7 protein-coding genes, 1 tRNA gene and 1 pseudogene are annotated in these 8,648 nt (G+C 35.2%); all 9 read right to left on the bottom strand.

From position 1 onward, the window contains the following. Window positions 1-1,248, bottom strand: a pseudogene (locus PHC28_RS11960) (DNA-directed RNA polymerase subunit beta'); the annotation flags it as partial. Between the two features lie 231 nt (window positions 1,249-1,479). Beyond that, on the bottom strand, window positions 1,480-5,292 hold the full coding sequence (rpoB, locus tag PHC28_RS11955; RefSeq protein ID WP_300100602.1) for a DNA-directed RNA polymerase subunit beta: 3,813 nt from the start codon (window positions 5,290-5,292) through the stop codon (window positions 1,480-1,482). A gap of 274 nt (window positions 5,293-5,566) precedes the next feature. Continuing rightward, window positions 5,567-5,935, bottom strand: coding sequence for a 50S ribosomal protein L7/L12 (rplL, locus tag PHC28_RS11950; protein WP_300100599.1), 369 nt, complete (start codon window positions 5,933-5,935; stop codon window positions 5,567-5,569). 90 nt (window positions 5,936-6,025) lie between these two features. After that, a complete protein-coding gene (gene rplJ, locus PHC28_RS11945) occupies window positions 6,026-6,520 on the bottom strand; it encodes a 50S ribosomal protein L10 (protein WP_300100594.1) in 495 nt (164 codons plus the stop codon). 22 nt (window positions 6,521-6,542) lie between these two features. After that, complete coding sequence (gene rplA, locus PHC28_RS11940) at window positions 6,543-7,232, bottom strand: 50S ribosomal protein L1 (protein ID WP_300100591.1); 690 nt, start codon at window positions 7,230-7,232, stop codon at window positions 6,543-6,545. Window positions 7,233-7,235: 3 nt separating this feature from the next. After that, on the bottom strand, window positions 7,236-7,682 hold the full coding sequence (gene rplK, locus PHC28_RS11935; RefSeq protein WP_073369722.1) for a 50S ribosomal protein L11: 447 nt from the start codon (window positions 7,680-7,682) through the stop codon (window positions 7,236-7,238). 66 nt (window positions 7,683-7,748) lie between these two features. After that, on the bottom strand, window positions 7,749-8,300 hold the full coding sequence (gene nusG, locus PHC28_RS11930; RefSeq protein WP_300100584.1) for a transcription termination/antitermination protein NusG: 552 nt from the start codon (window positions 8,298-8,300) through the stop codon (window positions 7,749-7,751). A gap of 10 nt (window positions 8,301-8,310) precedes the next feature. Continuing rightward, window positions 8,311-8,508, bottom strand: a complete 198-nt coding sequence (secE, locus tag PHC28_RS11925; RefSeq protein ID WP_300100581.1) for a preprotein translocase subunit SecE — start codon at window positions 8,506-8,508, stop codon at window positions 8,311-8,313. 15 nt (window positions 8,509-8,523) lie between these two features. Further along, window positions 8,524-8,597: transfer RNA gene (locus PHC28_RS11920), tRNA-Trp, on the bottom strand. Window positions 8,598-8,648: the final 51 nt, after the last annotated feature.

The following is an 8,648-nucleotide window of genomic DNA, read 5'->3' as shown; positions in this document are numbered from 1 at the left end:
TTTAACCGTTTTTACAATTCCTCTTTCTATCAATTTACGGATAACGAAAGGTTTGTAAAGCTCCGCTGCCATATCTTTTGGGATACCACATTCGAACAATTTCAATTCAGGACCAACAACAATTACCGAACGAGCAGAATAATCCACACGTTTCCCAAGTAAGTTTTGACGGAAACGACCTTGTTTTCCTTTAAGGGAATCCGAAAGTGATTTCAATGGTCTGTTAGATTCAGTTTTTACAGCAGATGCTTTTCTTGTGTTATCGAACAATGAATCTACTGATTCTTGCAACATACGTTTCTCATTTCTCAAGATCACTTCTGGAGCTTTAATCTCCATTAATCTTTTCAAACGGTTGTTACGTATAATTACACGACGGTATAAATCATTTAAATCTGAAGTTGCAAAACGACCTCCATCAAGTGGCACAAGCGGACGCAATTCTGGTGGAATAACTGGTACCACTTTCATAATCATCCATTCAGGACGATTTTCGCGGTTCAAGTTAGACTCACGGAATGATTCTACTACGATTAATCTTTTTAAAGCTTCAGTTTTACGTTGTTTAGACGTTTCATTATTAGCAGAGTGACGCAAGTCATAAGACAAAGCATCTAAATCGATACGAGCCAATAAATCCATAATACATTCTGCTCCCATTTTGGCAACAAATTTATTTGGATCAAAATCATCTAAATATTGGTTATCTGCAGGAAGCGTATCTAATATATTCAAATATTCTTCTTCTGTTAAAAAATCTAATCTTTGTACAGATTCTCCTTCTGGAGTTTTAGCAATACCCGCTTGTATAACTACATATCTTTCATAATAGATAATCATATCTAATTTCTTAGATGGAAGACCTAAAATGTAACCAATTTTATTTGGAAGAGAACGGAAATACCAGATGTGAGCGATTGGCACAACAAGATTGATGTGACCAACTCTGTCTCTACGTACTTTTTTCTCAGTAACTTCTACCCCACAACGGTCACAAATGATTCCTTTGTAACGGATTCTTTTATATTTTCCACAAGCACATTCAAAATCTTTAACTGGTCCGAAGATTCTTTCGCAGAAAAGACCATCACGTTCTGGTTTGTGAGTTCTATAATTGATAGTTTCTGGCTTCAATACTTCACCTCTTGATTCTTTCAAGATAGATTCAGGAGAAGCTAGTCCTATCGAAATTTTGTTGAATCTTTTTACAGGATTCTTATCTTTATTATTATTTCTATTGTTCATCATAGTTTTTACTATTGATTTATTTGCAATTAAAAATTGATTTTAAACAGATGTAATACTTACATCTCTATCTTCCTCGGGTTACTTCTCTAAACTTCAAACAAAATTTTGAAGTGCTAATTATATAGTTTATATAAAAAATCGGAACGGTTTACGGGTATAAATCCTAAAAACTCTTATAAATGCCAAAGTAGAGACGCGATTAATCGCGTCTCTACAGTTGACAAAATTTATTTATTCTTCTAAACGAATATCAAGTCCAAGACCTTTCAATTCATGCATTAATACGTTGAATGATTCTGGTAATCCTGGTTCTGGCATAGACTCTCCCTTAACGATTGCTTCGTAAGTTTTAGCTCTACCAATAACATCATCTGATTTCACAGTCAATATTTCACGAAGTGTACTTGATGCTCCATAAGCTTCAAGTGCCCAAACTTCCATCTCTCCAAAACGTTGACCTCCAAATTGAGCTTTACCACCCAATGGTTGTTGTGTAATTAATGAGTATGGCCCTATTGAACGTGCGTGCATTTTATCGTCAACCATATGACCCAATTTCAACATATAGATTACTCCAACTGTTGCTTTTTGAGCAAAACGCTCTCCAGTTCCACCATCATAAAGATAAGTGTGTCCAAATCGTGGTACATCAGCTTCATCAGTCAAAGCATTTATTTCGTCAAGAGAAGCACCATCAAAAATTGGAGTAGCAAATTTTCTACCCAAGTTCATTCCAGCCCAACCTAAAACTGTTTCATAAATTTGACCAATATTCATACGTGAAGGTACCCCAAGTGGATTCAACACAATATCAACAGGTGTTCCGTCTTCTAAGAAAGGCATATCTTCATGACGAACAATACGAGCAACAATACCTTTGTTACCGTGACGTCCTGCCATTTTATCCCCAACTTTCAACTTACGTTTTTTGGCTACATATACTTTAGCTAATTTCAAAATTCCTGATGGCAATTCATCTCCTACAGTAATAGTGAATTTTTCTCTACGCAAGGCACCTTGTAAATCATTCAACTTAATTTTATAGTTATGAATTAAATCATTTACCATAGTATTCGTTGTGTCATCAGCTACCCATTGTCCTTTGCTTAAGTGAGCAAAATCTTCAACAGCATAAAGCATTTTTTGAGTGTATTTTTTACCTTTTGGTAAAACTTCTTCACCCAAATCATTCATTACACCTTGAGATGTTTTACCGTTAACGATTAAGAAAAGTTTCTCAATTAATTTGTCTTTTAATTCAACAAATTTAACTTCGAATTCCATTTCCAAAGCGCCTAAAGCATCTTTATCTTGGGTACGTTTGCGTTTATCTTTTACTGCTCTTGCGAACAATTTTTTGTCTAAAACAACACCGTGTAAAGAGGGAGAAGCTTTCAATGAAGCATCTTTTACGTCTCCTGCTTTATCCCCGAAGATTGCTCTAAGCAATTTCTCTTCTGGAGTAGGATCTGATTCTCCTTTTGGTGTAATTTTTCCGATAAGAATGTCGCCAGGTTTAACCTCGGCTCCAATTCTGATCATACCATTTTCATCTAAATCTTTAGTAGCTTCTTCAGAAACGTTCGGAATATCGTTGGTCAATTCTTCGTTACCTAATTTAGTATCTCTCACTTCCAATGAATAATCATCAACGTGAATAGAAGTAAAAATATCGTCACGAACTACTTTTTCAGAAATTACAATCGCATCCTCGAAGTTGTACCCTTTCCATGGCATAAACGCAACTTTTAGGTTTCTACCTAAAGCCAATTCTCCATTTTGAGTAGCATATCCTTCTGATAATACTTGTCCAAGTGAAACTCTATCTCCTTTTCTTACGATAGGTTTTAGGTTGATACTTGTCCCTTGATTGGTTTTTCTAAATTTAATTAAATTATATGTTTTTTCATCTGAATCAAAACTTACCATTCTTTCTTCTTCAGAACGATCATATTTGATAGTGATGATGTTTGCATCTACATATTCTACAACTCCTGGTCCTTCAGCATTAATCAATACTCTGGAATCAGAAGCCACTTGACGCTCTAAACCTGTTCCAACAATTGGCGCTTCAGGACGTATTAATGGTACAGCTTGACGCATCATATTAGATCCCATCAGTGCTCTATTCGCATCATCATGTTCCAAGAAAGGAATTAATGAAGCTGAAATTGAAGCAATTTGATTTGGAGCAACATCGGCATAATCTACTTTTGATGGATCAATAACAGGGAAATCACCTTCTTGACGTGCAATTACGTTTTCGGCAGTAATTTTTCCGGCAGTATCCATTTCGATGTTTGCTTGAGAAATCAACATTCCTTCTTCTTCTTCAGCACTTAAGTAAACAGGAGTAGAAACTAAATCTACAACTCCATTGGTTACTTTACGATACGGTGTTTCGATGAAACCCATTCCGTTTACTTTAGCATAAACACCAAGAGATGAAATCAAACCAATGTTTGGTCCCTCTGGAGTTTCAATTGGACATAAACGTCCGTAGTGCGTATAGTGAACGTCACGAACCTCAAATCCAGCTCTTTCTCTCGAAAGTCCACCTGGTCCAAGTGCAGATAATCTTCTTTTGTGCGTAATCTCGGCTAATGGATTCGTTTGATCCATAAATTGAGACAACTGGTTGGTACCAAAGAAAGAGTTGATTACTGATGATAATGTTTTAGCATTAATCAAATCAATAGGTGTAAACACCTCGTTATCTCTAACGTTCATTCTCTCACGAATGGTTCTAGCCATACGAGCCAAACCTACACCAAATTGTTGAGAAAGTTGTTCTCCAACAGTTCTTACACGACGGTTTGACAAGTGATCGATATCATCAATATCAGCTTTCGCGTTTATTAACTCAATCAAATATTTCACAATAGTAATGATATCTTCTTTGGTAAGCACTTGCTTTTCCATTGGAGTATCCAAACCAAGTTTTTTGTTTATTCTATAACGACCTACTTCACCTAAATTGTAACGTTGGTCAGAGAAGAATAATTTATCTATAATACCACGAGCAGTTTCTTCATCAGGCGGTTCTGCATTACGCAATTGTCTGTAAATATGCTCAACGGCTTCTTTTTCAGAATTGGTTGGATCTTTTTGAAGCGTGTTGTGGATGATAGAATAATCAACTGCATTATTATCTTCCTTGTGCAACAAAATAGATTTAACGTTAGAATCGATGATTTCTTCCACATTATCTTTGTCGATAATGGTGTCTCTGTCAAGGATAATTTCGTTACGTTCGATAGAAACAACTTCGCCAGTATCTTCATCCACGAAATCTTCATGCCATGTGTTCAAAACACGAGCCGCTAATTTTCTACCAATATATTTTTTAAGTCCTGTTTTAGAAACTTTAATTTCCTCTGCAAGGTCGAAAATCTCAAGGATATCCTTGTCTCTTTCGAATCCAATAGCACGGAATAAAGTAGTTACAGGTAATTTTTTCTTTCTGTCGATATAAGCATACATTACGCTATTGATATCGGTTGAAAATTCTATCCAAGATCCTTTAAAAGGAATTACTCTGGCAGAATATAATTTTGTTCCATTTGCATGGAATGATTGTCCAAAGAAAACCCCAGGAGAACGGTGCAATTGAGAAACAACAACACGCTCGGCGCCATTGATTACAAAAGTACCAGAAGGAGTCATATAAGGAATTGTACCAAGATAAACATCCTGAACAATAGTTTCAAAATCTTCGTGCTCTGGATCAGTACAATATAGCTTTAATCTAGCTTTTAAAGGCACACTATAAGTAAGCCCTCTTTCAATACATTCTTGAATTGTGTAACGTGGTGGATCTACAAAATAATCGAGGAACTCCAATACAAAATTATTTCTGGTATCTGTAATTGGAAAGTTTTCCATAAAGGTGTTATATAAACCTTCGTCGCCTCTTTCGTCTGATTTCGTTTCTAGTTGGAAGAAATCTTTAAACGATTTAACCTGAACATCTAGGAAATCTGGATAGTCAGGAATATTTTTTGTAGAGGCAAAATTCAATCTTTCAGTCTGATTTGTTATCATCTATGGACAAAATTTTGATTAAAAAAGTAATTTTTTTTGTATAAATACTATTTTTATACTTTTCTTTTACTACCATTACATCTTTAAAAACCAATTTAAGATAACTACTTTCTTATTATCTGTTAATTTTTTTTCCTCGTAAATGGGTAAAAAGTATTCGATTTTAAAAACCTATTTTATAGTAAAACAAGATAGAATTTTATTATACGAAAAATGGTTTAGGCCATTGGATGCGTACCCAAGACCTAAACCTAGTTCTCAAAACTGAGTCTAACTATTTAAGTTCAACAACAGCTCCAGCTTCTTCTAAAGATTTTTTAAGACCTTCAGCCTCATCTTTAGAAATACCTTCTTTAATGTTAGATGGAGCAGCATCTACTAAATCTTTAGCTTCTTTAAGTCCCAAACCAGTTAATTCTTTAACTGCTTTTACTACAGCTAATTTAGAAGCACCAGCTTCTTTCAATACAACTGTAAATTCTGTTTGAACTTCTTCAGCTGCAGCTTCGCCACCACCTGAAACTACTACAGCTGCAGCAGCTGGTTCGATACCATACTCATCTTTTAATATTGTTGCTAATTCGTTAACTTCTTTTACTGTAAGGTTAACTAATTGTTCTGCGAATTGTTTCAAATCTGCCATTTTTTCTATCGTTTTAAAATGATTTGTAAAATATAATTTATTTATTGTGCGCGTTTTATTGCGCTTAATTCAAACTAACTTTTAGTTTAATTAAGCAACCTCTTCTGATTTGAATTGGTTTTGAAGAGCAGAAATAACTCTTTGAGCTGGTGATTGAAGTAATCCAATGATTTCGCCAATAAGTTCTTCTTTTGATTTGATAGTTGCCAAAGCGTCTAGTTGATCATCTCCAATATAAATTTCTGAATTGATATAAGCCCCTTTCAAAATTGGCTTAGCACTCTTTTTACGGAAATCTTTAATTATTTTTCCAGGTGCGTTAGCAACATCTGCAATAAAAATAGCGCTATTACCTGTCAATACAGATGGTAAATCACCATAATCATTAGCTGAAGCTTCCATTGCTTTTGCAAGCAAAGTATTTTTAACTACCTCTAATTTTATACCTGCTTTAAAGCAAGCTCTTCTCAAGTTTGAAGTTGTCTCTGCGTTTAGTCCAGAAATATCAGATACATAAATAATATTTGTACCAGCTAACTGTGCAGTTAAATCTTCAATCGCGATTGATTTTTCTTCTCTAGTCATACTAAAAATTTTTAACTACCAATTATACTGCTTTTGGGTCCAAAGCAATTGCTGGACTCATTGTGCTAGTTAGGTAAATACTTTTGATGTAAGTTCCTTTAGCCGCAGTTGGTTTAAGTTTGATTAATGTTTGAATAATTTCGTGAGCGTTATCTACAATTTTATCAGCATCGAAAGAAATTTTTCCAATTCCTGCATGTATGATACCAGTTTTATCAACTTTAAAGTCGATTTTACCCGCTTTTACTTCTTGAACAGCTTTTGCAACATCCATAGTTACAGTACCTGTTTTAGGATTTGGCATTAAACCTCTAGGTCCTAAAATACGACCTAATGGGCCTAATTTTCCCATAACACTTGGCATTGTGATGATAACATCAACATCTGTCCAACCATCTTTAATTTTTTGTAAATATTCGTCAAGACCTACATAGTCTGCTCCTGCTTCTTTAGCTTCCGCTTCTTTATCTGGAGTAACCAATGCTAACACTTTTACGTCTTTACCAGTTCCGTGAGGTAATGTTACCACACCTCTAACCATTTGATTCGCTTTTCTTGGATCTACACCCAAACGTACTGCGATATCAACAGACTCATCAAATTTTGCAGAAGCAACATCTTTAATTAATGCAGCAGCATCTTTCAAAGTATATAGCTTATTCTTTTCAATTTTTGAAGCAGCCTCTTTTTGCTTTTTTGTCAATTTTGCCATGTCTTACGCTTGTTTTAGAGGAGAATCTCCAGTTACAGTTATACCCATAGATCTAGCCGTTCCTGCGATCATGCTCATAGCAGACTCGATTGTGAATGCATTTAAATCAACCATCTTGTCTTCCGCAATTGTTTTGATAACATCCCAAGTAACGCTAGCTACTTTCTTACGATTTGGTTCTCCTGAACCAGATTTAAGCTTTGCCGCGTCCATTAACTGAACAGCAGCTGGTGGTGTTTTTACAACAAAATCGAAAGATTTGTCTTTATACACTGTAATTTGCACTGGGCAAACTTTACCTGGTTTATCTTGGGTTCTAGCATTAAATTGCTTACAGAATTCCATGATATTAACACCAGCAGCACCTAAAGCAGGTCCAACCGGTGGCGACGGGTTCGCAGCACCTCCCTTAACTTGTAGTTTAACTACTTTACTAATCTCTTTAGCCATTTTTTTTAAAATTTAACACATTAACATTGGAAGCGAAAATGTGACTTATTATATATGTAACAAAAATTATACTTTTTCAACTTGCATAAACCCTAATTCTAATGGTGTTTTTCTTCCGAAAATTTTCACCATTACCTCTAGTTTACGCTTTTCTTCATTAATTTTTTCAACAGTTCCGTTAAACCCATTGAAAGGACCATCAATAACTTTGATAGTTTCACCTAAATTGAAAGGAATAGAACGTGTATCTGTATTCACAGCCAATTCATCCACTTTGCCTAACATTCTGTTTACTTCAGAAAGTCGTAATGGCACTGGTTCTCCTCCTTTTATTTCACCTAAAAAACCAATTACACTTGTTATTGACTTGATAATATGAGGAATTTCTCCAACAAGATTGGCTTCAATCATTACATAACCTGGAAAATAAACTTTATCCTTTGTAATCTTTTTTCCGTCTTTTACAGTAACCACTTTTTCAGTAGGAACTAGAACTTGTGAAACATAATCACCCATTCCTAACCTAGCGATCTCAGTTTCGATGTAAGCCTTCACTTTACCTTCTTGTCCGCTTACTGCTCGAACGACATACCACTTTTTCATATTATTATCTGCCATAACAAAAAAATTATGCTTTTAACCAGTTAAAAAATCCAGCAATTGATTTTGCAAAAAATTCATCTATACCCCATGTTGCCATAGCGAGTAATACAGAAAAAACAGCAACAACAATTGTTAGACGTTGTACTTCGGCCCATTCTGGCCAAGTTACATTTGATCTTAATTCTTCAAATGCTTCTGATAGGTAATTAACAACTTTTGTCATTATGATTTATTTTTTTGGCACGGGCGGAGGGATTCGAACCCCCATCAACGGTTTTGGAGACCGCTATTCTACCCTTGAACTACGCCCGTTCGTTAAAAACCAGCAACGCACTTGTGGTGCGTTGCTGGCTTGTATTTAGT

This window comes from Flavobacterium sp. (genome assembly GCF_028712645.1).
Taxonomy (GTDB): Bacteria; Bacteroidota; Bacteroidia; order Flavobacteriales; family Flavobacteriaceae; genus Flavobacterium.
The sequence above is the reverse complement of the archived record's forward strand: the minus strand, read 5'-3'. Positions and strand labels throughout refer to the sequence as shown.